We start from the raw sequence: 24,801 nt of genomic DNA, 5'->3' as shown, positions 1-24,801 counted from the left end.
TCCGCCCTTTCCTTGCGGCCGCGAGGCCTGCTCTCGGAGTAGAATCCGGGTCCCAAGGCTTCAAGCACCCAGAGAATTTCAATGATCGAGCTCACCCCGGCCCAGCGCCGCGACCTGCGCGCCCGCGCCCATCACCTCAACCCGGTGGTCACCATCGCCGGCAACGGCCTCACACCCGGCGTGGTCGCCGAGATCGAGCGTTCGCTGCAAGCCCACGAACTCATCAAGGTCAAGGTCCAGGGCGCCGAACGCGAGCAGCGAGACGCCCTGATGCAGGCGCTGTGCGCCACGCTGCAGGCCGAGCCGGTGCAGCACATCGGCAGCATCCTCATCGTCTGGCGCGCGCGCCGCGAAGAGGACAAGCCCGCCGCCACGGTCGAAAAGAAAGCCGTCCGCAGCTCCACCGCCAAATCGGCCGCCGCCTTCGCCGCTGCTGCCCGTCGCGCCGCACTGGCCAAGGCCAGCGCCGGCCCGCGCCGCTCTCCCGCGCGCACCCCTGCGCCTCGTGGCCGCACACCCGGGGGCGGCACGCGCGGGCGCTGAACCCCAACCGTCCTGGCCACGGCGGCCCCCGAAAAGCACGAGGCGGTGCAGCGCACCGCCTTTTTTCATGCCTTGAGCACCCGCGGCGCTCAGACGTAACGTACGTCGATGATCTCGAATTCGCGCACCCCACCCGGCGCCTGCACTTCGGCGACATCGCCGGCGTACTTGCCGATGAGGCCGCGCGCGATCGGGGAACTGATCGAGATCTTGTTGTCCTTGATGTCGGCCTCGTCGTCACCGACGATCTGATAGGTCACGACCTGGCCCGAGTCCATGTCCTCGAGCTCGACCGTGGCGCCGAACACGCAGCGGCCGTCGGCGTCGAGCAGCTTGGGGTCGATGATCTGGGCGTTCGCCAGCTTGGACTCGACCTCCATGATGCGGCCTTCGATGAAGCCCTGACGGTCCTTCGCAGCCTCGTACTCGGCGTTCTCGGACAGGTCGCCGTGCGAACGGGCCTCGGCGATGGCCGCAATCACGTTCGGACGTTCGACCGTCTTGAGTCGATGGAGCTCGGCGCGCAGCTTCTCGGCGCCGGCAACGGTAAGCGGGGTCTTGTTCATGCTTGCTGGTTCAGTTCTTGGTGCAGGCCCTGCACGGAATAGACTTCGAGCCCGCCCGCCAGATGACGCATGCCCATGCACGCGGCGCGCGCGCCCTCGATGGTGGTGAAGATCGACAGCTTGGCGGCGAGCGCGCTGGTGCGGATCGAACGCGAGTCGGTGATCGCCTGGCGCTTTTCCTCGACCGTGTTGATGACCATCACGACTTCCTCGTTCTTGATCATGTCGACGATGTGCGGCCGGCCTTCATTGACCTTGTTGACCACGGCGACCGGGATGCCGGCGGCCTCGATCACCGACGCGGTGCCGCGCGTGGCGACCAGGGTGAAGCCCAGATCGTGCAGTTCGCGCGCCACCTCCACGGCGACCGGACGATCGCTCGGCTTGACGCTGATGAACACCGTGCCCGAGGTCGGCAGCTTGACGCCGGCGCCGATCTGGCTCTTGACAAAGGCCTCGGCAAAGCTGCGCCCGACGCCCATCACCTCGCCGGTGGACTTCATCTCGGGGCCGAGGATGGTGTCGACACCCGGGAACTTGACGAACGGGAACACCGCTTCCTTGACCGAGTAGTACGGCGGCACGATCTCGCCGGTCACGCCCTGGCTGGCCAGGCTCTGGCCCGCCATGCAGCGCGCGGCGACCTTGGCCAGCGGCAGCGAGCAGGCCTTGGAGACGAAGGGCACGGTCCGCGAGGCGCGCGGGTTCACCTCGAGCACGTAGACGACCGCGTTGTCGCCCTCGCCCTGGATGGCGAACTGCACGTTCATCAGGCCGACCACGTTGAGGGCGCGGGCCATGGCTTCGGTCTGGCGGCGCAATTCGTCCTGCAGTGCAGCCGACAGCGTATAGGGCGGCAGCGAGCAGGCGGAGTCGCCCGAGTGCACGCCGGCCTGCTCAATGTGCTCCATGATGCCGCCGATCATCACCTGCTTGCCGTCGGACAGCGCGTCGACGTCGACCTCGGTGGCGTCGTTGAGGAAGCGGTCGAGCAGCACCGGCGACTCGTTGGACACCTTGACCGCCTCGCGCATGTAGCGCTCAAGGTCCTTCTGCTCGTGCACGATCTCCATTGCGCGGCCACCCAGCACGTAGGACGGGCGCACCACCAGCGGATAGCCGATCTCGGCCGCGAGGCGCACGGCCTCTTCGGGCGTGCGCGCGGTACGGTTGGGCGGCTGGCGCAGGCCGAGGTCGTTGAGCAGCTTCTGGAAGCGCTCGCGGTCCTCGGCGGCGTCGATCATGTCCGGGCTGGTGCCGATGATCGGCACGCCGTTGTCGGCCAGCGCCTGAGCACGCTTGAGCGGCGTCTGGCCGCCGAACTGCACGATGACGCCGACCGGCTTCTCGATATGCACGATCTCGAGCAGGTCCTCGAGCGTGATCGGCTCGAAGTACAGGCGGTCCGAGGTGTCGTAGTCGGTCGACACGGTCTCGGGGTTGCAGTTGACCATGATCGTCTCGTAGCCGTCTTCGCGCAGCGCGAGCGCGGCATGGACGCAGCAGTAATCGAACTCGATGCCCTGACCGATACGGTTCGGCCCGCCGCCGAGCACCATGATCTTCTTCCTGTCGGTCGGGCGGGCCTCGCACTCGTCCTCGTAGGACGAATACATGTAGGCGGTCGAGGTCGCGAACTCGGCCGCGCAGGTGTCCACGCGCTTGAACACCGGACGCACGCCGAGCGCATGACGATGCAGGCGCACCGCGGTCTCGTCGGCATTGAGCAGCTTGGCCAGCCGGCGGTCGGAGAACCCCTTCCTCTTGAGCTCGCGCAGTTCGGGCGCCTGCAGCGCCTTCAGCGAACGGCCGACGAGCGCCTTCTCGGAGAGCACGATGTCCTCGATCTGGGCGAGGAACCAGGGGTCGATCTTGGTGAGGTTGTGCACCTGCTCGAGGCTCATGCCTTCGCGGAAGGCCTGGCCGACGTACCAGATGCGCTGCGGGCCGGCGCTGGAGAGCTCGTGCTCGAGATCGGCACTGTCGGCTTCGATCTCGTCCAGGCCGTAGGCGCCCACCTCCAGGCCGCGCAAGGCTTTCTGGAAGGACTCCTGGAAGCTGCGGCCCATGGCCATGACCTCGCCCACCGACTTCATCTGGGTGGTCAGGCGGTCGTTGGCCTGCGGGAACTTCTCGAAGGCGAAGCGCGGGATCTTGGTGACGACGTAGTCGATCGAGGGCTCGAAGGAGGCCGGCGTGGCGCCGCCGGTGATGTCGTTCTTGAGCTCGTCGAGCGTGTAGCCGACCGCCAGCTTGGCCGCGACCTTGGCGATCGGAAAGCCGGTGGCCTTGGACGCGAGCGCGGACGAACGCGACACGCGCGGGTTCATCTCGATGACGATCATGCGACCGTCCTGGGGGTTGATGGCGAACTGCACGTTCGAGCCCCCGGTATCCACCCCGATCTCGCGAAGCACGGCGATCGAGGCGTTGCGCATGATCTGGTATTCCTTGTCGGTCAGCGTCTGCGACGGTGCGACGGTGATCGAGTCGCCGGTGTGCACGCCCATCGGGTCGAGGTTCTCGATCGAGCACACGATGATGCAGTTGTCGGCGCGGTCGCGCACGACCTCCATCTCGTATTCCTTCCAGCCCAGCAGCGACTCCTCGATCAGCAGCTCGTTGGTCGGGCTGGCCTCGAGACCGCGCTTGCAGATCTCGTGGAACTCTTCCATGTTGTAGGCGATGCCGCCGCCGGTGCCGCCGAGCGTGAAGCTGGGACGGATGATGACCGGGAAGCCGATGCCGCCCTGCACCTGCAGCGCCTCTTCCATGCTGTGGGCGATACCCGAGCGCGCCGAGCCAAGGCCGATCTTGGTCATCGCGTCCTTGAACTTGAGGCGGTCCTCGGCCTTGTCGATCGCCTCTTCCGAGGCACCAATCAGCTCGACGCCGTACTTGGCGAGCACGCCGTGGCGGCCGAGGTCGAGCGCGCAGTTGAGCGCCGTCTGGCCGCCCATGGTCGGCAGGATGGCGTCGGGGCGTTCCTTGTCGATGATGCGCTCGACCACCTGCCAGGTGATCGGCTCGATATAGGTGACGTCGGCCGTCTCCGGGTCGGTCATGATCGTTGCCGGGTTCGAATTCACCAGGATGACGCGGTAGCCTTCCTCGCGCAGGGCCTTGCAGGCCTGGGCGCCGGAGTAGTCGAACTCGCAGGCCTGGCCAATGATGATCGGGCCGGCGCCGATGATCAGGATGGTCTTGATGTCTGTACGTTTCGGCATTGTCTTGCCTCGATGATTCTTCGACGGCGCGCAGGCTGCGCGCGCGTCCGATACGGGAGGTGGCAGGGGTTGCGGCGGGGTGCCTTCCGCCGCGTGCCATGTGTTACTGAGCGGCGTCCATCAGACCGATGAAGCGGTCGAACAGATAGGCGACGTCGTGCGGGCCGGGGCTCGCTTCCGGGTGACCCTGGAACGAGAAGGCCGGCGCGTCGGTGCGCGCGATGCCCTGATTGGTGCCATCGAACAACGACACGTGGGTGACGCGCAGATTGGCTGGCATGGTCGAGGGATCGACGGCGAAGCCGTGGTTCTGGCTGGTGATCAGCACCTTGCCGGTGTCGAGATCCTTGACCGGGTGGTTGGCACCATGGTGGCCGGTGACCATCTTCATGGTCTTTGCGCCGGAGGCCAGCGCCAGCAACTGGTGGCCCAGGCAGATGCCGAAGGTCGGCGTACCGGAGGCGACGATCTCGCGGATCGCCTCGATCGCGTAATCGCACGGCTCGGGGTCGCCCGGGCCATTCGACAGGAAGACGCCATCGGGCTTGAGCGCCAGCACCTCGGCCGCGGGCGTCTGTGCGGGCACCACGGTGAGGCGGCAGCCGCGCTCGGCGAGCATGCGCAGGATGTTGAACTTGACGCCGAAGTCGTAGGCGACAACGTGGAAGCGGCCCGCGCTGCGATCGGCATAACCGCCCTCAAGCGCCCACTCGCCCTGCCTCCATTCGTAGCGTTCGGTGGCGCTGACCACCTTGGCGAGATCCATGCCGGCCAGGCCGGGAAAGCCGCGCGCCTGCGCGACGGCTGCCTCGGCATTGAGGGTCTCACCCTCGGCGGCGGTGACGATGCAACCCGCCTGGGCGCCCTTCTCGCGCAGCACGCGAGTCAGCTTGCGGGTGTCGAGCCCGGCGATGGCGACCACGTTCTCGCCACGCAGGTAGGCATCGAGGCGCTGGCTCATGCGGAAGTTCGACGGCAGCAGGGGCAGGTCACGAATGACCAGGCCGGCCGCATGCACGCGGGTGGACTCGACGTCCTCGGCATTGACACCGGTGTTGCCGATGTGCGGATAGGTCAGCGTGACGATCTGGCGGGAATAGCTCGGGTCGGTCAGGATCTCCTGGTAACCCGACATCGAGGTGTTGAATACGACCTCGCCAACCGTGCTGCCAACCGCGCCGATACCCTTGCCGTGGAAGATCGTTCCGTCGGCAAGCGCAAGAAGGGCGGACGGGTATGCACTCACGAGAAGCTCCTGGATTCAGCTTGATGATCCGGGGCGCACACGACGCGCACACCCGATATGTACAAAAAGCGGGACGGGCCTCGGGGCCGATCCCGCTTACAAACCCCGAAATTGTATATTTTCGCGAGATTGAAGGCAAACCGACGCAAGAGCGAACCGGCACAAGGGCGAGCGACTCACCGCGGCGCGCCATCGACGTGGCGAACGCGCCGCGCCGCGGGGTTCAGCGCGCTTGGGCGAGCTCCGAGCGCAGCACCTGGCTCAACAGATTGAGCTCACCGATCAGCACGCGCGCCTGCGAAGTCGCCGCCTCCGGGTCGCTGGCGCGCGCGAGTTCCTCCAGCCGCTTCGCCGCCTCGACCGCACGATTTGCGGAGAACAGCCCGACCGAGCCCTTCACCCCATGACCGAGTTCGCGCAAGTGCTTGAAATCCAGACTCGCCGCGGCGTGCTGAAGCTCGCCCACGATGCGGTCGTGGTCGCGCAGGAAGACGCTCACCAGTTGCTGCACCACGGCGTCGTCGCCCTCGAACATCGCCCGCGCTTCGTCGAGGCATGCGATCTGGCGACGGTTTGCGTCGCCCAGTTCGAGCAGGCTGATGTCACTGCCCTGCTCGTCGGCCTCGCCACCGGGTTCGGACACCCGCGCAATGGCCGCGAACAAGTCGTCGGGACGGATCGGCTTGGAGACGTAGTCGTCCATGCCCGCATCGAGGCAGCGCTGGCGGTCGCCTTCCATCGCGTGCGCGGTCATGGCGATGATCGGCATCGGCCGCCAGTCGCCCTGCACCACCCAACTGTGCCTGGCCTCGCGCGCGCGGATCGCCTGCGTGGCCTCGATGCCGCCCATCACCGGCATCTGCACGTCCATCAGGATGAGATCGAAACGACCGCTGTCGAAAGCCTCGAGCGCCTCCTCGCCATTGTTGGCAAGCGTCACCCGATGGCCCGCGCGCTCGAGGATGCGCTGCGCGACGGTCTGGTTGACCGGATTATCCTCGACCACCAGGACATCAAGGTGCTCGGCGGCCTGAGGCTCGACCGCGCCGTCCTCGGGCAGGCGTGCGGGCTCGAGCGCGAAGCCAGCATCATCCACGCTTTCGTCCGCGCCAGCACCACCGCCGCGGCGTGCGAGCCCCAGCACGTCGAGCAGGTCGTCGCGCGAGAAGGGTTTGGCGAGCCGGAACGGCAGGCCGATGGCGACACAACGGGCTGCATCGTTGCGCTGTGAATGGCTGGACAGCATCATGATCAACCGGTCGAGCCGGGCATCCGCATCGGCGAAGCGCTGCGCCAGCGCAAAGCCCGCAGGCTCAGGCATGTCCGCATCCATGAGCAGGAAATCGAACGGATCACTGCCATCGCGGGCCGAAACGAGCGCGGCGAGCACTGCATCGGCGCTGGTTGCGGGCTGCGGCCGCATCGCCAACGCCTCCAGCAGCCGGCACAGCATGGCGGCAAAGGCAGGGTTGCGCGCGCCGACCAGCACCCGCGCGCCGCGCAGGTCAGACGCGTCCCGCGGCCGCGCATCGGCGACGCGCTCCAGCGGCAGCGAGAAGCGGAAGTTGCTGCCCCGTCCGGGCTGACTGTCGACCTCGATGCGACCATGCATCAGCTCGACCAGGTGACGGGTGATCGCCAGACCGAGGCCCGTTCCGCCGTACTTGCGCGTGGTCGAGGTGTCGGCCTGGGAAAAGGCACCGAAGATCGTCTCCAGCTTGTCCGGCGCAATCCCGCAGCCGGTGTCGCGCACTTCGACCTGCAGCGCCACCCCGTCCGCCGCCGCCGAGGCCTGCACGACGACCTCGATCTCGCCCTTGTCCGTGAACTTGATCGCATTGCCGATCAGGTTCAACAGGATCTGGCGCAGCCGCGTGGGGTCGCCCCTGAGCACGGCCGGCACGTCGGGCGAAATGTCATAGAACAGCTCGACACCCTTCTGGCTGGCCCGCAGCGCCAGCGCCCGCGCGGTCTCGGTGATGACCGACGCGATCGAGAAGTCGATCGACTCCACGTTGAGCCGACCCGCCTCGATGCGCGAGAAATCAAGGATGTCGTTGATGATGGTGAGCAGGGCTTCGGCCGATGACTTGACCGTCTGCAGGTACTCGCGCTGCTCACCGACCAGGCCCGAATCGAGCAGCAGATCGGTCATGCCGATGATGCCGTTCATCGGCGTGCGGATCTCGTGGCTCATGTTGGCGAGGAAGTCGCCCTTGGCGCGATTCGCCGCCTCTGCCGCCTCCTTGGCTTCGAGCAGCTCGAGCTCGCGCCGCTTGCGTTCGGTGATGTCGCGATGGGTGCCGGCCACGCGCTGCCAGCGCCCATCGGCACCGCGCCCGCCGGCCTGACCGCGCACCTCGACCCAGTGCCAGCTGCCATCGCCCGCGCGCACCCGGACCTCGGCGAACAGCTCGGGGGCGTCACCGCTCAGGTGCGCAGTCAAGCGCTCGCGCAAGGCCTCGCGATCCTCGTCCTGCACGAACGACAGCCACTCGTCGGCCTGGTCCTGATCCAGCCCCAATGCCGTAAACAGGCCAGATCCGAATTCGAGCCTGCCGCTACCCAGGTCGAGCTCCCACACGCCCACACCGATGTTGCGTTGCACCAATTCGAGATGCCTGCGCGCCCTGGCAAGCTCGGCCATCGCCTCCTCAGGATCGAGAGGCGGCTCCCCGTTGGTCGGCATGGTCAGCGCAAGCCGAGCACGTCCTGCATGTCGAACAGTCCCTGCCTGCGTCCCGCGAGGAAGCGGGCCGCGCGCATCGCCCCCAGGGCATAGGGCATGCGGCTGCCCGACTTGTGCGTGATCTCGATGCGCTCACCGATGCCGGCGAACAGCACGGTATGGTCGCCGACCACGTCGCCGCCACGAATCGTCGAGAAACCGATGGTCTCGGCCTTGCGCTCGCCCGTGTGCCCCTCGCGACCGTAGATCGCGCATTCGTCGAGGCTGCGACCGAGCTCGCGCGCGACGACCTCGCCCATGCGCAAGGCGGTACCGGACGGCGCATCGACCTTGAAGCGGTGGTGGGCTTCGATCACCTCAACGTCATAGCCTTCGGCGAGAATGCGGGCGGCGACCTCGAGCAGCTTGAACACCGCATTGACCCCCACCGCCATGTTGGGCGCGAACACCACCGGGATCGCCGATGCCGCGTCGGCAATCGCAGCCTTGCCGGCAGCGTCGAAACCGGTGGTGCCGATCACCACCGCCTTGCCCAGCTCGCGCGCCAGATTCAGATGGGCAAGCGTGCCTTCGGGCCGCGTGAAGTCGATCACGCAATCCGCCTGGGCAATCGCGGCACCCGGATCGTCACTGATCGACACACCCGTGTGCACCCCGGCCATCTCGCCGGCGTCGCGACCGATGAATGGTGTGCCAGGGCGATCGAAGGCGGCGCCGAGCGCGACCCCCTGTTCCCTGAGCGCGGCCTCGATCAGCATCCTGCCCATGCGGCCGGACGCCCCGGCAATGGCTACTCGAATGTCGGACATGGAACTCCATTCCTGAAATTGACGCGCCCGCCCAAACCTGGCGGGCACAAACAAGGGCGCGTGTGTTGCGGTGGCGAGCTCAGTCGCGCGCGGCGGGGGCGGGTACCTCGACCACGCGCGTGCGCGGTTGCTGCACCTCGCCGGCGGCGCCCGCATCGGCGGCAACCTCGACGTCCCCCTCGATGCGATCGAGCACCTCATCGACGAAGAACACCGAGATCACCCGCTGCTCGGGCTGTCCGCGGCCAGGCCTATGGTGATAGACGTAATCCCAGCGGTCCGCGCGAAACATGTCCACCACGAGCGGCGAGCCGAGCACGAAGCGCACCTGGTCGCGCGACATGCCGCGACGCAACTGGGACAGCATCTCCTGATCGACGTAGTTGCCCTGACGGACATCGATGCGGTAGGGATTGACCATGCCGACGGCAGAATCGAAGGAGCAGCCGGCCAGCAGGCCGGAGGCGACGAGCGTCGCAGCGAGATAGGAACGCATGAAAGGTTTCGGGCCTGGCGCGACGGGGTCGCAGTTCTCAGAAGGGGGTAAAAAATATAACATAGGCTGTCTTTGCAAGGCGCCCGCTCGACATGAGGCTCGCTGCCGGCGCCGCTCACGACGAGTCAATTTCTGCCATGCCGCCCTCCTCACCTCCCCAGGCTCCCATGTCCGACAATTCGAAGAACCTGAAAAGCATCGGCCTGAAGGCGACCTATCCGCGGCTGAAGATCCTCGACCTCTTTCAGAGCTCGGATCAACGCCACCTCACGGCCGAGGATGTCTATCGTGCCCTGATGAACGAAGGCATGGACATCGGCCTGGCCACCGTGTATCGCGTGCTGACCCAGTTCGAGCAGGCCGGCCTGCTCGAGCGCCACTATTTCGAGTCGGGCAAGGCGGTGTTCGAACTCAATGAGGGCGGCCACCACGACCATCTGGTGTGCATGCAGTGCGGCAAGGTCGAGGAGTTCTTCGACGCCGAGATCGAGCGCCGCCAGAACAAGATCGCCGAAGAGCGCGGCTATGCGATCCGTGAGCATGCGCTCTACATCTACGCCGACTGCAAGCGCGAGAACTGCCCCAACCGCGACGGCGAACAACAAGGCGGCTGATGGGGCACGCCAGCGGCGGCCGCGCCAAACGCCGCTCAGCGTTGCCCGAGCATCTCCGCCGCGTGCTCGCGCGTGGTCGCGGTGATGCTGACACCGCCGAGCATGCGCGCGATCTCTTCCAGCCGGCCTTCGCCATCGAGCGCAAGCACCTCGCTCAGGGTCTCGCCCGCCTGCTCGCGCTTCGCGATGCGCCACTGCCAGTCGGCACAGGCTGCGACCTGCGGCAGGTGGGTCACGCACAAGACCTGACGGTCCTTGCCGAGCCGGCCCAGCAGCTTGCCGACGATCTCGGCCACGCGGCCGCCGATGCCGACATCGACCTCGTCGAAGATCAGCGTCGGCACTGCGGAGTCGCGACTGCTCATGACCTGAATCGCCAGCCCGATGCGTGACAGCTCTCCTCCCGAAGCCACCTTGGCCATGCTGCGCAGTGCCTGCCCGGGGTTGGCCGCAACCCTGAACTCCACGGTCTCCACCCCGCCTGGCGCCGCGTCGCAAGACTCGAGCGCGACCTCGAAACGCCCGCCCGTCATGGCCAGCGTCTGCATGGCATCGGTGATCTCGTCGGACAGTCGCCGCGCGGCCGGTGCCCGCATTGCGCTCAGGCGTGCGGCGGCGGCATCGAAGGCTGCGCGTGCGGCGCCCTCTTCCTGCGCCAGCCGCTGCGGATCCGCGGTCGCCTCGAGGGTGGCGAGGCGCGCCGCCCACTGCTCACGCAGTTCGGGCAATTGCTCAGGGGCGACACGGTACTTGCGCGCCATGTCCATCACCGCGGCAATCCGCTGCTCGACCTCGGCGAGGCGCTGCGGATCGAGATCCAGGCGGTCACGATAGCGACGCAGCGCATGCAGCGCCTCATCCGCCTGGATGGCTGCCGCCGACAGCAACTCACGCACGTCCGCCAGCCCGGCGTCGTAATCGGCGAGTGCCGCCATGCGGCTGTCGAGATGGCGCAGGATCGAACACACGGCCATGTCCCCCTCGCCGAGCGCGGCGAGCGTTTCGTCCGCGCCCTCGATCAGGCCGGCCGCATGCGAAAGGCGGCTGTGCTCGAGGTTGGTCTCCTCCCATTCGCCGGCATCGAAGCCGAGTTCGTCGAGCTCGCGCAGTTGCCAGGCAAGGAGTTCGCGCTCGCGTTCCGAGCTTGCCGAATCGGCCTCGGCCTCGCGCCGCAGGCGCACGAGGCGCTGCCATTCGCGATGCAGCCCCCCCACCTCGGCCGCCACGTCGACGGCGCCCGCATAGGCGTCGAGCAAGGCGCGTTGCGCGTCGGCGCGCAACAGGGCGTGATGGGCGTGCTGGCCATGGATGTCGGCAAGCCATTCGCCTGCGGCACGCAGTTGCGCCAGCGTCACCGTGCTGCCGTTGATCCAGGCGCGGCTGCGCCCGCCGGCGTCGATCGTGCGGCGCAGGATGACCACACCCTCATCCGAGGGCAGGTCCTGCTCGCGCAGCCAGGCGAGCAGGCTGCCCTCTGCGGGCAGATCAAACTCCGCCGCGACGTCGGCGCGTTCGCGCCCGGCACGCACCATCGCCGCTTCGCCACGCCCCCCCAGGGCCAGGCCCAGCGCATCGAGCAGGATCGATTTGCCGGCGCCGGTCTCGCCGGTGAGCGCGCCAAAGCCGGCCTGGAACTCCAGCTCGAGGCGATCGACGATGACAAAGTCGCGGATGGTGAGACTGCGCAGCATGGCGGATTCGGCAGGTTGAAGGTCTGGAGGACTTGGAGGTCGCCGCCCGTTGAGGCCGGGCGAGGCAGCCGATTGGGGCGAGGGATGGACCCTGGCGCCCATCCCTTCGCCGGCACGGACGACGGATCAGTTGCGCGGCGTTGCACTCCAGTGCAGCTTCTGGCGCAGCATGGCGAAATAGCTGTAGCCCTCGGGATGCAACAGGCGCAGGGAGCGCGATGAACGCGACAGCCGTACGCAGTCGCCGGCGCGCAGATCGAAGCGCGTCTGGCCATCGAAATGCACCCGGGCGTCCTGCGGCGGGAGCAACTCGATGTCGATGCGGCAGGACGAAGGCAGGGTGATCGGGCGCGCCGTCAAGGCATGCGGGCACAGCGGGACGAGTGCGATGCCCCCCACGCTCGGATGCAGGATCGGGCCATTGGCCGACAACGCGTAGGCGGTCGAGCCGGTCGGCGTGGACACGATCATGCCGTCGGAACGCTGCGTATAGACGAATTCGCCATCGATCGACAGATCGAACTCGATCATGCGCCCGAGGTCGCCCTTGTTCACCACCACGTCGTTGAGCGCCAGGGTGTGGAACACGCGCACGCCAGCGCGCAGGATCTCGGCGTCGAGCATGAAGCGCGTCTCTTCGCTGTAGCGTCCCGACAACATCTCGCCGAGGCGCTCGCAGGCGTCGGCGCGCGAGATGTCGGTGAGAAAGCCCAGGCGCCCCAGATTGACGCCGACCAGTGGCACGCCGTGTTCGATCAGGCGACGCGCGCTGTGCAGCATGCTGCCATCGCCTCCGATAATCACCGCAAGATCGGCCTCGGCGCCGATGTGCTCGTAACTGGCGACGGGAAAATCCGGCGCGCCGCCGATTGAACTCGCCGTACCTTGCTCGATCAACACCTGCAGGCCGCGTTCACGCAGGAAACGTGCGATGGTCAACACCGACTCGGCAACGTCGGGACTCTGGTATTTGCCGATCAGGGCAAGGGTGCGGAACTCGGTGCTCATGAGCGCGGATTAAACCACAATCATGCAGCGCGCTGGCATCGCCACACAGTCGTTCCACCTTGTGCCACTCGCCCGGCGCAAGCTCGCGCCGGGCAGTGTCGTGCACGCTCACCCACCGCAATCCACTTCAATTCGCAGTATAGTTTGCGACTGCCATGAACTCGCTCGACGCACGCTCCCAGATCCTGCTGAAAACCCTGATCGAACGCTACATCGCGGACGGTCAGCCCGTTGGCTCACGCGCTCTGTCGCGCTACTCCGGCCTGGAGCTTTCGCCCGCGACCGTACGCAACGTGATGAGCGACCTCGAGGAGATGGGCTTCATCGCCAGTCCGCACACCTCGGCGGGGCGGATCCCAACCGCACTGGGCTACCGTTTCTTCGTCGACTCCTTGCTCACCGTGCAGCCGCTGGAGAACGCCCGGGTGCGTGCCCTCGAGGGTCAGTTGGTGCCCGATCAGCCGCAACGCCTGCTCAACTCGGCCTCGCACCTGCTGTCGGAACTCACCCAGTTTGCCGGCATCGTCGTCGCGCCGCGCAAGGATGCGGTGCGCATCCGCCAGTTCGAGTTCATCAGCCTCGCCGAAAACCGCGTGCTGCTGATCATCGTCACCACGGCGGGCGATGTGCAGAACCGCATCCTCATCACCCGCCGCGCGTACACGACGGGCGAATTGAGCGGCGCCGCGACCTACCTCAACGAACACTTCGCCGGCCTGTCCTTCGACGAGATCCGCCACCGCCTCACCGACGAACTGCGCCAGCTGCGCAGCGACATGACCGAGCTGATGACCGCCACCGTCGACGCCGGCAGCCAGGCCGCCGAGGAAAACGCAACGCGTTACGTCATCTCGGGCGAGACCAACCTGCTCGACGTCGAAGACCTGTCCTCGAACATGTCGCGCCTGCGCGAGCTGTTCAAGCTCTTCGAGCAGCGCACCGGTCTGATGCAGCTGCTCGACCTGTCCAAACGCGCCGAGGGCGTGCAGATCTTCATCGGCGGCGAATCCGGCCTCGCCCCGCTCGATGGCTGCAGCGTGATCACCGCGCCCTACGAGGTCGATGGCCGCATCGTCGGCTCGCTCGGCGTCATCGGCCCCACGCGCATGGCCTACGACCGCGTGATCCCGATCGTCGACATCACGGCCCGCCTGCTGTCGAACGCCCTGTCCTCGAATCACTGAACATCAACGCACGGGGCGAGGGCTTGCGCCGGCCCCGGCTGCGCCCCTGCAAAGGACCCCGATGCCCCGTTACTGGACCGAACCCCCGTTCAAGCATGGCACCTCGCCTCGCACCGGCGTGCTGCTGGTCAATCTCGGCACGCCCGAGGCGCCCACCGCGACCGCCCTGCGCCCCTATCTGAAGCAGTTCCTGTCCGACCCGCGGGTGGTCGAGATTCCGCGCCTCGTGTGGTGGCCCATCCTCAACGGCATCATCCTCAACACCCGCCCCAAGGCCTCGGCAAAGAAGTACGCCAGCGTGTGGATGGACGAAGGCTCGCCGCTCAAGGTCCATACCGAGCGCCAGGCCAAGCTGCTCGCCGGCTACCTGGCCAAGGCCGGCCATGACGGGCTCGACATCGCCTATGCCATGCGCTACGGCGCCCCCTCGATCGCTGACACCTTGAATGCGATGCGCAGCCGCGGCTGCACGCGCATCCTGGTGCTGCCGCTCTATCCGCAGTATTCGGCGAGCACCTCGGCCACCGTGTTCGACGAGGTCGGCCGTTGCCTCGCCCGCTGGCGCAACCAGCCCGAGATGCGTTTCGTGCGCAGCTTCCAGGACCACCCGGGCTACATCGCCGCGCTGGCGCAGAGCGTTCGTGACCACTGGGCCGTCAATGGAGCGCCCGACCGCCTGCTGCTCAGCTTCCACGGCGTGCCGCGGCGCTCGCTCGATCTGGGCGACCCCTACCACTGCGAATGTCACAAGACCGGCCGCCTGGTTGCCGAAGCACTGGGCGTCGCGCCGGAGCGCGTCATGGTCACCTTCCAGTCGCGCTTCGGCAAGGCAGAATGGCTCAAACCCTATACCCAGCCTACGCTGGAAGCGCTCGCCGCCCAGGGCGTGGGCCGGGTCGACGTGATGTGCCCCGGCTTCGTCGCGGATTGCCTCGAGACCCTCGAGGAGATTGCAATGGAGTGCAAGGAGGCCTTCCTCGAGAAAGGCGGCAAGGTCTTCCACTACATCCCCTGCCTCAACGAGCGCGACGACTGGATCCGTGCCCTGATGGAACTCACCCGTAGCCATCTCGGCAACTGGCTCGACATCCCGCCGCTGGACGCCGCCGCCAGCGCCGCCTGCCAAGCCCGCGCGCGCGCGCTCGGCGCCAAACAGTGAACGCGGGGCGCCCGGCGGCGGGGGATTCCCGATCGGACGGCAGCGCCGCTCAGGTGTCGAGCAATTGCAGGTCGAAGCCGGTCGCCGTGTGCTCGGCACGCACGGCCGGCGGCGCAGCGGCCGCCATCTGCCGGGACAGGTGCGCCAGACGCCGCACCACCACGGTCGAGATCTCGCGCCGGAAGCGCTCCAGCACCTCCTCGCTGGCCAGCGCGAGCGCAGCCGGATTCACCTCGAGGTAGCTCAGGTCCTCGAGCGACACCACGGTGAGCATGTGACGATGCTCGAGCTGATCGAGCCAGGCCTGCACGCCGAACACCTCGCCTGGGCCCAGCTCCATCACGCGGCGCCCCTCGACCGACAGCTCGATGCGCCCCTCGAGCACGATGCCGAAGCGCTGGTCGTTATCCCCCTCCCGCATCAGTGCGACCCGCGGCCCCACCTTGCGCCAGGCACAGATGCGCATGACTTCCCATAGATCGACGTCCTCGAACTCGGTGAAGAAGGCCAGTCGGCGCAACTTGCCGAAGCGCTCGGCATCGAGCGGCACGTAGTTCTCATCCAGGATCTGATAGCGCACCGCGGCCAGATCCTTGGCGAACTCGGCGCCGTTGCGGTAGCGCGAGTACAGGTCCTTCTCCAGTGCCTTGCGGATCACCGCATCCATCTGCTCGGGCACGTCGGGATTGAGCTGCGACACCGAGGGCGGGTCGGCATTGATGATCTTGTATACGAGCTGGGCCGGGTTGCTGGCGCGAAACGGCAGGCGACCGGTGAGCAGATGGAAAAGCAACACGCCGAGCGAATACAGGTCGGTCTTCTGGTTGAGCGGGTAGCCCTTGATCTGCTCCGGACTCATGTAGGCGGGCGAGCCGACCCCCATGATGAAGGTGGAGTCGGTATCCATCTTCTTGTTGATGTTCAGCGCCAGGCCGAAGTCGGTGATCTTCACGTTGTCCTCGTCGTCGACGAGGATGTTGGCCGGCTTGATGTCGCGATGGACGATGCCCTGCCTGTAGGCGTGATCGAGCGCCATGCAGCACTTGAACACGATGCCGATGGTGCGGTGGATGGGCAGCAGCTTATCGAAGCTGCAATAGCGCTCAAGCGAAGCGCCGGGAAAGTACTCCATCACCACGTAGGCCTGGGTCGGCTCGATCGACGCATCGAAGATTCGGATGATGTTGGGATGATTGAGGCGACTCGACACCACCTGCTCGGCCTTCAGCAGCTTCACCAGACGGCGGTTCCACTTGGCCTCGTCCTTGACCTTGTCGTCGAAGCGCACGTGCTTGACCGCGACCGGCCCGGGATGATCATCGCTCTCGGCAAGATAGACGATCGCGGTGGCGCCCCGACCGACCTCCCTGACGATCCTGTAGTTGCCGATACGGTTCGGAATCCGGTTCATGCGTTGGTGGGCAGTTGCAGCACTGCCATGCGGCGTGACGAATGCACTGATTGTTGCATGAACCGGTGCGTGGCAGTGAGCCTCCGCACGCCGGGCGATTTCCCGCGTGCGGCTGCCGACCCTCTGCGTCCGCCACAAACCGCATCGGGTTCGCAGCCCCGCGTGTTGTGTGCATGGCGGCCCGGATGCTTAAATCGGCCGCTGTCCTGACCCCAACCGATCCGCCCTCATCCGACCCGGAGCACCGCCTTGATCGAAACCGTCGACCTGCTCATCCACGCGCGCTGGATCGTCCCCGTCGAACCGGCCGGCGTCGTCCTTGAGGACCATACGGTCGCCGTCCGTGGCGGCAACATCGTCGCGCTGCTGCCGCGCGCCCGGGCTGCCGCGGCCTTCCGCGCCGAAAAGGTGGTCGAACTGCCCGAGCACCTGCTGATGCCCGGCCTGGTCAATCTGCACGTCCACGCCGCGATGAGCCTGATGCGCGGCATAGCCGACGACATGCCGCTGATGCGCTGGCTGCAGGAGGCGATCTGGCCCACCGAGGCGCGCCATGTATCCGCCGCCTTCGTGCGCGACGGCACCCTGCTGGCAGCGGCCGAGATGCTGCGTGGCGGCATCACCACCTGCAACGAGATGTACTTTCACCCGGAAGCCGCGGCCGAGGCCTTCTCGACGCTGGGCATGCGCGCCGTGGTCGGCGTCGTCATGCTCGAGTTTCCCACCCCCTTCGCAAGCGACGCCGACGACTATCTGCGCAAGGGCCTGGCCGCCCGCGATCGCTGGCAGACCGACCCTCTGATCGATTTCGCCATCGCCCCGCATGCGCCCTATACCGTGAGCGACGCGAGCTTCGGCCGCGCGCTGGCGATTGCCGACGAGCTTGGCCTGCCGATCCACATCCATGTGCACGAGACCACGGGCGAAATCGCCGATTCGCTTGCCGCCCACGGCATGCGCCCGCTGTCCCGACTGGCTCGGCTCGGCCTCCTCGGCGAGAACCTGATCGGCGTGCATGCCGTGCATCTGGACGACGGCGACATCGAGCTGCTCGCGCGCCACGGTTGCAGCGTGGCCCACTGCCCGACCTCGAACATGAAGCTCGCAAGCGGCATCGCCCCGCTGCCGCGCCTGCTCGAAGCCGGCATCCGCGTCGGGCTGGGCACCGACGGCGCCGCCAGCAACAACCGGCTCGACCTGCTGCAGGAGATGCGCCACGCCGCCCTGCTCGCGAAAGTGGCCAGCCACGACGCCACCGCCGTGCCCGCCCACACCGCCTTGCACATGGCGACACTCGGCGGCGCACAGGCACTGGGACTCGGCGCACGCATCGGTTCGATCGAGCCCGGCAAGGCCGCAGACCTGTGCGCAGTCAACCTTGGCAGCCTGCATTGTCGGCCCCGCTTTGATCCGGTTTCACACCTCGTCTATGTTGCCGGCCGCGAGGACGTCAGCCATGTGTGGGTAAACGGAGAAACCCGCGTGGACAAAGGCGTTCCGCTGTTGCATATTAGAGACAGCGAATTGCTGCGGCTCGCGTCGGTGTGGCAAACTAAGCTCGGTAATTGAACTGGATATACTGGTGCAACCCGACGCGAAGACGGCATAACGCACGTTTTCATTTCGTTCAGTGGCAATTCCGGCGACTCGCCCTTCAAAGAGGAAACCATGATCAAACAAACCAAGAAGCAGATGCTCATGCTGGCCGCCATCGCCTCGCTCGGCGTGTCCGCTCCCAGCGCCTTCGCGCAGGTCAACGATGTTGTCGTGGCCGGCCAGGGGGAAATCCCGTACGTCATCGACGCCCGTAACGTCGTCGCCCGTAGCGGTACCGGCCTGTGCTGGCGCACCGGTTACTGGAGCCCGGCTGCCGCCTCGACCGCGCTGGCTGGCGAGTTCCCGGTTGGTTGCGCTTGCGACGCCGACATCGTTCCGGCCGACAAATGCGTCGCCCCGGTCGCTGCCGCTGCACCGGCGCCGGCTCCGAAGCCCACCGCCGACAAGATCAAGCTGTCGGCCGACGCCCTGTTCGACTTCGACAAGGCCGTGCTGAAGCCCGAAGGCCAGGCTCGCCTGAACGAACTCGCCGCTCAGGCCAAGGACCTCAAGCTTGAAGTGATCCTCGCCGTCGGCCACACCGACCGCATCGGCTCGGCCGCTTACAACCAGCGCCTGTCCGAGCGCCGTGCCGCCGCTGTCAAGACCTACCTGGTCTCGCAGGGCGTCGACGCCAACCGCATCTACACCGAAGGCAAGGGCAAGACCCAGCCGGTGACCGGCAACCAGTGCGACAACGTTCGTGGTCGCGCTGCGCTGATCTCCTGCCTGCAGCCGGATCGTCGCGTGGAAGTGGAAGTCATCGGCTCCAAGTAATCTCGAGTCCGATGCCAGAAAAGCCCTGCTTCGGCGGGGCTTTTTCATTTGGACCGCGGCCTGCGCGGCACCCCTGGAACATTGCCCCGACCTTGCGGTCCTTTTTGGCACGCATCCCTTCGCAAACTGCAACGCGAGTCCACCGACCATGAGCACACTCAACGCCGACCCCGCCGAACTGCAGAAATTCAGTGAGCTCGCCCACCGCTGGTGGGATCCTGCCTCCGAGTTTCGCCCGCTCCACGAGATCAACCCCCTGCGGCTGGGCTGGATCAACGGCAAGGCCGAGCTTGCCGGCAAGAAGGTCCTCGACGTCGGTTGTGGTGGTGGCATCCTGGCCGAGGGCATGGCAGCGGTCGGTGCCGAGGTGACCGGCATCGACCTGTCGGAAAAGGCGCTCAGCGTGGCGCGACTGCACCTGTTCGAAAGCGGCCACAAGGTCGACTACCGCCTGGTCAGCGCCGAGGCCTTCGCCGACGAGAACCCGGCCGCCTTCGACATCGTCACCTGCATGGAAATGCTCGAACACGTGCCCGACCCCGCCAGCACCATCGCCGCCTGCGCGCGCCTGGTCAAGCCGGGCGGCCACGTGTTTTTCTCCACGCTCAACCGCAACCTCAAGTCCTATGTGTTCGCCATCATCGGTGCCGAGTACGTCCTCAAGCTGCTGCCCGCCGGCACCCACGAGTACGCCAAGTTCATCAAGCCTTCGGAACTCACGCGCTACTGCCGCCACGCTGGTCTCGACGCGCAGGAACTGATCGGCATGAGCTACAACCCGCTCACCAAGGTCTATTCCCTCGGTCGCGATACCGACGTCAATTACCTGCTGCATACCCATCGCCCGGACTGAGTCCGCGCGCTGAGCGGATCCGCGCCCCGAAATGCACTGCGCCCCGATCGCCCTCAAGGGGCCGATCGGGGCGCAGTGCATTCACAGCCCGGTGTCAGGCGTCTTCGACAATCAGGACCAGCAGCTCCTTGGGCCCATGGGCGCCATAGGCCAGCGTCTGCTGGATGTCGGCGGTCTTGGACGGCCCCGAGACCAGCAGCGCATTGGTCGGCAGGCCTGCGGACCAGTTCTGTGCCTGCATCATCTCGAACAGGTTGTCGCGCACCTCGCTCGCCTTCAGCAGGGCGATGTGGAACGGCGGCACCAGGCTCATCAGGCGCGGCTCGTGCGGCGTCGGCCACACCACCAGACTGCCGGTGGCGGCGATGCCGCCCAGCGTGCCGGTCAACGAGGCCGGCGTGCGGAAGAAGAGCTCATCCTTCCACTCCTCCACCGGGCGATCGTAGGCCTTCAGGCGCAAGCCGGCGCCGGTGAGCGCAATATGGCCCGCAAGCTGCTGGCCATGCGTGGTCGCCGGCGAGATCAGCAGTTCGCCGATGTTGCGCGCGGCCAGCGCCTCGAGCACCTGCTGCGGCCACGTGGCCTGGGTCGTCAGCTGGGTCTCACCGTGCACCGCCTCGAGCATGGTGCGCAGGCGTGTGATGCGATCGGCCGGCGCGTAACGCCACGGCTCGGTGAGCAGGGCGACGTCGTAGTCGTCGGCGACCGGGGTCGTGCCTTCCAGGCTGGCGCGCAGCTTGGCGAGAATCCTGTCCTTGGCGCTCATTCAACTTTCTCCGAGATGCTCGCGCGCGAGCTCGTGCAGGGTTCGTGCGGCGGGTTTGGGGGCGCTGCGATGCTCGGTCCAGGGGCCGATCCTGGACGGCATCAAGGCGCTCAAGCGCGTGCCGGCGAAGGTGAGGGCGCGGTAGAGGGCGGGCGAGGTATTCATCTTGCGCCATGCCTTCCACACCATCGCCTCCTTCTTCGAATACTTCGTACCCTGCCCCCGCATGTGGTGCGGCTCGGCTTCAGGCGGGCGCACCGCCTCCTCGCGCAGCCGACGCAGCAGCGCGGGGATGGGAATCTTGACCGGGCAGACCTCGCCGCAGGCGCCACACATGGACGAGGCCGTGGGCAGGTCGCGGGTCGTGTCCAGGCCCAGCATGTGCGGGGTGATGATCTTGCCGATCGGCCCCGGATACACCGTGCCGTAGGCGTGGCCGCCGATGCGGGTGTAGACCGGGCAGTGGTTCATGCAGGCACCGCAGCGGATGCAGTTGAGCGTCTGGCGCAGTTCGCCGTCGGCAAAAGCCTGGCTGCGGCCATTGTCGAGCAGCACCAGGTGCACCTCCTGCGGGCCGTCGAGTTCGTTGGCCTTGCGCGGACCCGAGATCAAGTTGACGTAGGTGGTGATCGCCTGTCCGGTGGCCGAGCGCGTCAGCAGCGACAGCAGCGGCACGACGTCGCGCAGGTTCTCCACCACCTTCTCGATGCCAGTCACCGCGATGTGCACCGGTGGCACCGTGGTCGACATGCGGCCATTGCCCTCGTTCTCGACCAGCAGCAGGGTGCCTGTCTCGGCGATGGCGAAGTTCACCCCCGACACGCCGATATCGGCCTCGAAGAAGTTGCGGCGCAGCGTCTCGCGGCCGATCTGGATCAGGCGATCGACATCCTCGGTGTAATCCACCTCGAGCTTGTCATGGAACAGCGACGCCACCTGGCCAACGTTGAGGTGGATCGCCGGCATGATGATGTGTGAGGGCTTCTCCTCGCGCAGTTGCACGATGAATTCGCCCATGTCGGATTCGAGGCAATCCACCCCGCGCTCACCGAGGTAATGGTTCATCTCCATTTCCTCGCTGACCATGGACTTGCCCTTGATCACCTTCTTCGCCGCGTGCTGCTCGACGATGCGGTGCACGATGGCGTTGGCCTCGTCCACCGTCTCCGCCCAATGCACCCTGACGCCGTTGCGGCTCAGGTTCGCATCCAGGCGCTCGAGCAGCTCGGGCAGCTTTGACAGGGCGCGCGCGCGCACGCGGTTGCCGAATGCACGCAGGCGCTCGAGCTCGTCGCCGTCAGGAAACTGGGCGCGGCGCTTGTCCATCAGGAAGTCCATCGCACCACGGAAGTTGCGCCGCAACTGCGGATCGGCCAGCGCCTCGCGTGCGTTGCGCTTGAACGCGATCGGGACGGCAGGCACCTCGGTGATCGTGCTCATTGCCGAACTCCTTCCTTGCCCTCGCCTGCCCCGGCCGCTGTGCGACGCAGCAGGAAGCTGGCCAGGTGTTCGCCGCGCAGGCGCTCGCCCTGCTTCTCGAAACAGCCGTTGATGTTGAGCAGGCAGCCACAGTCGGCGCTCACCACTTCGGCCGCACCCGAGCCCTTCAGCGCCGCGGTCTTGTCCTTGACCATCGCCCCGGAGATGTCGGGCATGCGCACGCTGAAGGCACCGCCAAAGCCGCAGCATTCGCTCTCGTGGTCGTGATCGACCCGCTCCACGCCGTCCAGTTGTGCCAGCAGCGCGCGCCCATGCAGGTGGGTGTTCATCTCGCGCCGTGCCGAGCACGAGGTGTGGAGCGCGACCTTCACCGGCGCGCCGCCGTCGTGCAGCTGGACGCGACACACGTTCAGCAGGAACTCGGCAAGCTCGAAGGTGCGTGCCGCCAGCGACTCGACCTGGCTCAAGGTCTGCGGCTCGTCCTTGAACAGCTCGAAGTAATGATGGCGGAACATCCCGGCGCAGGAGCCGGACGGCACCACCACCGGCCACTCGCCGGCAAACAGCGCGAGCTGCGCGCGCGCCACCTCGCGCGCCTCATCGGTGTAACCCGAGGTGTAGGCCGGCTGGCCGCAACAACTCTGCGCCTGCGGGAAATGCACCCGGATGCCCTCGCGCTCGAGCAGGCGGATCGCATCCATGCCGGCGCTCGGAAAGAACAGGTCGAGCACGCAGGTCCCGAACAGGAACACGTCCGACGGCTTGGCCGGATACGCACGCGGCGGCTCGATGGCCGGCGCCACCCGGGTCGCGTTTGCTGCGGCTGATGTGGAATGACTCATGCGAATCGTCTCCCTTGGGGTCTTGCTGATTCTGCAGCAGCGCGGGGGTGCCCGCGACTGCTGCTAACACTTACTGCGGCTACTGCGCGACCAGCGGATCGGTGACGCCGAGGACGTAGATCGCGACCATCGCCACCACGCCGGACATCAGCACGTAATACACCGTCGGCCAGAAGGTCTTGCGCAGGATCGCGCCCTCGCGCCCGAGCAGGCCGACGGTGGCCGATGCCGCGACGACGTTGTGGATCGCCACCATGTTGCCCGCTGCCGCCCCGATCGCCTGCACCGCCACGATCACCGCGCCGGAGATGCCGAGCGTGCTCGCCACGCCGAACTGGAACTGGCTCAGCATCATGTTGCTGACCGTGTTCGATCCGGCGATGAAGGCGCCCAGCGCGCCGACCGAGGGTGCGAGCAGCGGATAGACCCCGCCCACGCTGTCGGCCACCCACTGCGCCATCGCGATCGGCATGCTCGGCAGGTCGGCCGCGTTGACACCGGAGTTGATCAGGATGCGCACCATCGGCACCGTGAAGAGGAGCACGAAACCGGCGCCGAGCAGCACCCGCGACGACTCTCCCACCGCCTTGGCCAGCGAGCGCGCATGCATGCCATGCAGTGCGACCGTGATCAGCACCACCGCCACCAGGATGCCTCCGGGTAAGTAGAGCGGCTGGAAGTTGGCGCTGATGCCCTTCTCGCCGAGCAGGTTGGGGAAGCTCACCACCACCGCCTTGAGCGCATCGCCGAACTCCGGCACCACGCGGCTCAGCACCAGCAGCGCACCGACCAGCACATAAGGCAGCCAGGCCCGCAGCATGCCGATCTGCTGGTGACGGGGCAGCTGGTCGAGCTTCATCTCGACGCTGCCCATCCAGTCGCTCGGCCAGTCCTTGGGCTCGGCGAAGTCCCAGTGCTTCTTCGGCACCAGGAAGCCGAAGCGCGCCGCCGAGGTGACGATCGCCAGGCCGACCAGGCCGCCGAGCAGCGAGGGGAACTCCGGCCCCAGGAAGACGCCGGTCAGCGCATACGGGACGGTGAAGGACAGACCGGCGAACAGCGCGAAGGGCAGCACCTCGAAGCCGGCCTTCCAGCTCTTGTCCTTGCCGAAGAAGCGCGTCAGCATCATCGCCATGATCAGCGGCATCACGGTGCCGACGAAGGCATGGATGATCGCGACATTGCTCGTGATGAGCTGCAGGAAGACCTCCCAGCTCGAGCCCCGCTCGACCAGTTGCGCACCGATCGCCGCCGTGTCCAGACCGCTATTGACGCCGATGATGATCGGCGTGCCGACCGCCCCGAACGACACCGGCGTGCTCTGCACCAGCATGCCGAGCAGCACCGCGGCCAGCGCGGGGAAGCCGATCGCCACCAGCAGCGGCGCGGCGATGGCGGCCGGCGTGCCAAAGCCCGAGGCGCCCTCGATGAAGCAGCCGAACAGCCAGGCGATGATGATGGCCTGGATGCGACGGTCGGGGCTGATCGTGGCGAAGCCGGCGCGGATCGTGCTGATCGCCCCCGAGTACTTCAGCGTGTTGAGCAGCAGGATGGCGCCGAAGATGATCCACAGCACGCCGATGGTGATGATCAGGCCCTGCAGCGTCGACGCGAGGACGCGGTTGAAGCTCATGTCCCACACGAACAGGCCGATGCACGCGGTGAGCACATACACCAGCGGCATCGCCCGCTTGGCGGGCCAGCGCAGGCCGACGAGCAGGATCGCGGCGAGCAGGATCGGAGAAAAGGCAAGTAAAGCGAGCGTACCGGCTTGCATGCAGCACCTCGCTCAGAACGGCAGGCGCGCGCTGCGCACCAGGGATTGAAGGACCAGACCCGACATCGACACTCTCCACGCAGCAGTTGAATTCATCTTTTACCCTT

General features: G+C 66.7%; 20 protein-coding genes. 7 read left to right on the top strand and 13 right to left on the bottom strand.

Annotated elements, in window-relative coordinates; genetic code table 11:
- The first annotated feature begins 81 nt into the window (after positions 1-81).
- Positions 82-543 (top strand): ribosome assembly RNA-binding protein YhbY, encoded by a 462-nt coding sequence (gene yhbY / locus ACMV5O_RS17235; protein ID WP_416164630.1) that lies wholly within the window; start codon positions 82-84, stop codon positions 541-543.
- An 89-nt stretch (positions 544-632) separates the two neighbouring features.
- Here the strand turns inward: yhbY and greA are convergent, their stop codons facing one another.
- The 6 genes from greA to ACMV5O_RS17205 form a co-directional block, all read right to left on the bottom strand.
- On the bottom strand, positions 633-1,109 hold the full coding sequence (greA, locus tag ACMV5O_RS17230; RefSeq protein WP_324539071.1) for a transcription elongation factor GreA: 477 nt from the start codon (positions 1,107-1,109) through the stop codon (positions 633-635).
- Positions 1,106-4,336, bottom strand: coding sequence for a carbamoyl-phosphate synthase large subunit (gene carB, locus ACMV5O_RS17225; protein ID WP_416164629.1), 3,231 nt, complete (start codon positions 4,334-4,336; stop codon positions 1,106-1,108). Before carB ends, greA begins: the two co-directional genes overlap by 4 nt.
- A gap of 103 nt (positions 4,337-4,439) precedes the next feature.
- Complete coding sequence (gene carA, locus ACMV5O_RS17220; protein ID WP_416164628.1) at positions 4,440-5,582, bottom strand: glutamine-hydrolyzing carbamoyl-phosphate synthase small subunit; 1,143 nt, start codon at positions 5,580-5,582, stop codon at positions 4,440-4,442.
- 223 nt (positions 5,583-5,805) lie between these two features.
- Positions 5,806-8,271 carry a response regulator gene (locus ACMV5O_RS17215; RefSeq protein WP_416164627.1) on the bottom strand — a complete coding sequence of 822 codons (2,466 nt, stop codon included), beginning with the start codon at positions 8,269-8,271 and terminating at the stop codon, positions 5,806-5,808.
- 2 nt (positions 8,272-8,273) lie between these two features.
- Positions 8,274-9,080 (bottom strand): 4-hydroxy-tetrahydrodipicolinate reductase, encoded by an 807-nt coding sequence (gene dapB, locus ACMV5O_RS17210; protein WP_416164626.1) that lies wholly within the window; start codon positions 9,078-9,080, stop codon positions 8,274-8,276.
- Between the two features lie 79 nt (positions 9,081-9,159).
- The gene (locus ACMV5O_RS17205; RefSeq protein ID WP_416164625.1) at positions 9,160-9,576 is read right to left on the bottom strand and encodes an outer membrane protein assembly factor BamE; all 417 of its coding nucleotides are present in this window, start codon (positions 9,574-9,576) and stop codon (positions 9,160-9,162) included.
- A 167-nt stretch (positions 9,577-9,743) separates the two neighbouring features.
- Between ACMV5O_RS17205 and fur the strand changes: the two genes are divergently transcribed.
- Positions 9,744-10,190 (top strand): ferric iron uptake transcriptional regulator, encoded by a 447-nt coding sequence (gene fur, locus ACMV5O_RS17200; protein ID WP_416164624.1) that lies wholly within the window; start codon positions 9,744-9,746, stop codon positions 10,188-10,190.
- 35 nt (positions 10,191-10,225) lie between these two features.
- Here fur and recN read toward each other — a convergent pair whose 3' ends face one another.
- Together recN and ACMV5O_RS17190 are read right to left on the bottom strand one after the other, a co-directional pair.
- Positions 10,226-11,881, bottom strand: a complete 1,656-nt coding sequence (gene recN / locus ACMV5O_RS17195; RefSeq protein ID WP_416164623.1) for a DNA repair protein RecN — start codon at positions 11,879-11,881, stop codon at positions 10,226-10,228.
- Positions 11,882-12,007: 126 nt separating this feature from the next.
- On the bottom strand, positions 12,008-12,889 hold the full coding sequence (locus tag ACMV5O_RS17190) for an NAD kinase (protein WP_416164622.1): 882 nt from the start codon (positions 12,887-12,889) through the stop codon (positions 12,008-12,010).
- Between the two features lie 155 nt (positions 12,890-13,044).
- Between ACMV5O_RS17190 and hrcA the strand changes: the two genes are divergently transcribed.
- Together hrcA and hemH are read left to right on the top strand one after the other, a co-directional pair.
- On the top strand, positions 13,045-14,073 hold the full coding sequence (gene hrcA / locus ACMV5O_RS17185; RefSeq protein ID WP_416164621.1) for a heat-inducible transcriptional repressor HrcA: 1,029 nt from the start codon (positions 13,045-13,047) through the stop codon (positions 14,071-14,073).
- Between the two features lie 61 nt (positions 14,074-14,134).
- A complete protein-coding gene (gene hemH, locus ACMV5O_RS17180; protein ID WP_416164620.1) occupies positions 14,135-15,232 on the top strand; it encodes a ferrochelatase in 1,098 nt (365 codons plus the stop codon).
- A gap of 49 nt (positions 15,233-15,281) precedes the next feature.
- Here the strand turns inward: hemH and ACMV5O_RS17175 are convergent, their stop codons facing one another.
- Positions 15,282-16,643, bottom strand: coding sequence for a serine/threonine protein kinase (locus ACMV5O_RS17175; RefSeq protein WP_416164619.1), 1,362 nt, complete (start codon positions 16,641-16,643; stop codon positions 15,282-15,284).
- A 249-nt stretch (positions 16,644-16,892) separates the two neighbouring features.
- On the opposite strand from ACMV5O_RS17175, the gene ACMV5O_RS17170 reads away from it, so the two are divergent.
- The 3 genes from ACMV5O_RS17170 (at position 16,893) to ubiG (ending at position 19,869) form a co-directional block, all read left to right on the top strand.
- Positions 16,893-18,212 carry a TRZ/ATZ family hydrolase gene (locus ACMV5O_RS17170; RefSeq protein WP_416164618.1) on the top strand — a complete coding sequence of 440 codons (1,320 nt, stop codon included), beginning with the start codon at positions 16,893-16,895 and terminating at the stop codon, positions 18,210-18,212.
- 99 nt (positions 18,213-18,311) lie between these two features.
- Positions 18,312-19,016 (top strand): OmpA family protein, encoded by a 705-nt coding sequence (locus ACMV5O_RS17165; protein ID WP_416164617.1) that lies wholly within the window; start codon positions 18,312-18,314, stop codon positions 19,014-19,016.
- Positions 19,017-19,164: 148 nt separating this feature from the next.
- Positions 19,165-19,869, top strand: coding sequence for a bifunctional 2-polyprenyl-6-hydroxyphenol methylase/3-demethylubiquinol 3-O-methyltransferase UbiG (ubiG, locus tag ACMV5O_RS17160; RefSeq protein ID WP_416164616.1), 705 nt, complete (start codon positions 19,165-19,167; stop codon positions 19,867-19,869).
- Positions 19,870-19,963: 94 nt separating this feature from the next.
- Here the strand turns inward: ubiG and ACMV5O_RS17155 are convergent, their stop codons facing one another.
- The 4 genes from ACMV5O_RS17155 to ACMV5O_RS17140 form a co-directional block, all read right to left on the bottom strand.
- Positions 19,964-20,635, bottom strand: coding sequence for a LutC/YkgG family protein (locus ACMV5O_RS17155; RefSeq protein ID WP_416164615.1), 672 nt, complete (start codon positions 20,633-20,635; stop codon positions 19,964-19,966).
- On the bottom strand, positions 20,636-22,075 hold the full coding sequence (locus tag ACMV5O_RS17150) for a LutB/LldF family L-lactate oxidation iron-sulfur protein (RefSeq protein ID WP_416164614.1): 1,440 nt from the start codon (positions 22,073-22,075) through the stop codon (positions 20,636-20,638). It lies immediately after the preceding gene.
- Positions 22,072-22,917, bottom strand: coding sequence for a (Fe-S)-binding protein (locus tag ACMV5O_RS17145; RefSeq protein ID WP_416164613.1), 846 nt, complete (start codon positions 22,915-22,917; stop codon positions 22,072-22,074). Before ACMV5O_RS17145 ends, ACMV5O_RS17150 begins: the two co-directional genes overlap by 4 nt.
- 79 nt (positions 22,918-22,996) lie before the next feature.
- Positions 22,997-24,694: an L-lactate permease gene (locus tag ACMV5O_RS17140; protein WP_416164612.1), complete on the bottom strand. Its 1,698-nt coding sequence runs from the start codon at positions 24,692-24,694 to the stop codon at positions 22,997-22,999.
- Between the last annotated feature and the right edge of the window lie 107 nt (positions 24,695-24,801).

It is taken from the genome of Thauera sp. WH-1 (assembly GCF_047806685.1).
Lineage (GTDB): Bacteria > Pseudomonadota > Gammaproteobacteria > Burkholderiales > Rhodocyclaceae > Thauera.
The sequence above is the reverse complement of the archived record's forward strand: the minus strand, read 5'-3'. Positions and strand labels throughout refer to the sequence as shown.